The organism is Nocardia amamiensis NBRC 102102 (assembly GCF_001612745.1).
Lineage (GTDB): Bacteria > Actinomycetota > Actinomycetes > Mycobacteriales > Mycobacteriaceae > Nocardia > Nocardia amamiensis.
The window spans coordinates 1-1635 of record NZ_BDBA01000418.1; the positions used below are offsets into that span (position 1 = coordinate 1).

General features: G+C 66.4%; 1 protein-coding gene. It reads left to right on the top strand.

The features are described 5' to 3' along the window. Positions 1–85: 85 nt before the first annotated feature. Positions 86–1468 carry an IS1380 family transposase gene (locus NA4_RS38140; protein WP_067481103.1) on the top strand — a complete coding sequence of 461 codons (1383 nt, stop codon included), beginning with the start codon at positions 86–88 and terminating at the stop codon, positions 1466–1468. Positions 1469–1635 lie beyond the last annotated feature (167 nt).

Sequence of the window (1635 nt, forward strand, 5' to 3'; positions counted from 1 at the left end):
GCTGGAATTAGCGAAAAGGTGCCCTGAGCTGCGATAATCCGACTTGCTGAAGGTTGGATTTCGAAGTTGCAGGAGCACCTTTTCGGTGAGGAAGTCTATGTCGTGGTACCCGTCGCTGAAAGTTGGCGGGGATGGTTCGGGCGTGGTCTCGCAGGCTGGGGCGGTGGCGTTGCTGCGGACCGCAGTCGCGGTGGGGTTGGATCGGGAGCTGTCGGCGGTGCTGACGCCGTGGCGCAAGCCACTGGCAATCCATGATCCGGGCAAGATCGTGCTGGATCTGGCGGTGGCCATCGCGTGCGGTGCCGACTGCGCCTCTGATCTTGCCCTGTTGCGGTGCGAGCCAGGGGTGTTCGGGTCGGTGGCCTCGGATCCGACGGTGTCACGAACGATCGCGCTACTGGCTGGCGATGCGCCGAAAGTGCTGTCGGCCATCGCGTCTGCGCGTGCCCAGGCCCGGGCACGCGCATGGGATCGTGCCGGGGACCGGTCGCCGGGTCACGGGATCGACGCTGGGCATCCGTTGACCATCGACCTGGACGCCAGCCTGCTGGACGCGCATTCGGACAAGGAACACGCAACCCCGACCTGGAAGAAGGGGTTCGGATTCCACCCGCTGCTGGCATTCATCGACCACGGTGCCCAGGGCACCGGCGAGCCGGCGGCGATGATGTTGCGGCCCGGGAACGCCGGGTCGAACACCGCCGCCGACCACAAGCAGGTCCTCGCTGCCGCGCTCGAGCAGCTGCCGTCTCGCCCCGGTTATCGGGTAGGCCGGAAAGTGCTGGTACGCGCCGATTCTGGTGGCGGGACCCACGAGTTCGTCATCTACTGCACCAACCGGCGGCTACAGTACTCGCTGGGCTTCACTCTCACCGACACTCTGGTCGAAGCCGTGAACATGGTGCCGAAGAAGGCGTGGACCCCCGCCTACGACGCCGAAGGCAAGGTCCGCGACGGTGCATGGGTCACCGAGATCACCGACCTGGCCGAGTTGTCGGGCTGGCCGGACGGGATGCGGCTGATCGTGCGGAAAGAGCGTCCGCATCCCGGCGCACAACTGCGGTTCACCGACGTCGACGGGCTGCGCCTTACGGCGTTCATTACCAACACCCGACGCGGACAGCTCGCCGACCTGGAACTACGGCATCGTCGCCGGGCCCGCTGCGAGGACCGCATCCGAAACGCCAAGGACACCGGCGCACGCAACCTGCCCTTCAAAACCTATTCCGCCAACCAGATCTGGCTCGCTCTCGTCGCGCTGGCCCTGGATCTGATCGCGTGGCTACAGACCATCGCCCTGCACGACCACGACGCCCGCCGCTGGGAACCGAAAACCTTACGCCTGCACCTGTTCTCGCTACCCGCCCGCCTCACCCGCCACGCTCGACGAACCTGGCTGCGGCTACCCCGCCACACCCCGCACACTCACCTGCTCAACACCGCCATCAACCGCCTACAACCCGGCTGACCAGCACGAACCGCCCCCGCGAGACGAAAGGACAACCACCCGGGCCCGTGGAACCCGGCAGCCAACCCGCTGACCGGGCCACCCTCGGTCGCCCATACGCTGCTCACCAGCAGCGAAACCCAATCCGAACCCGATCAGGCCGGGCCGAAGGCCCGACGAAAGATTCA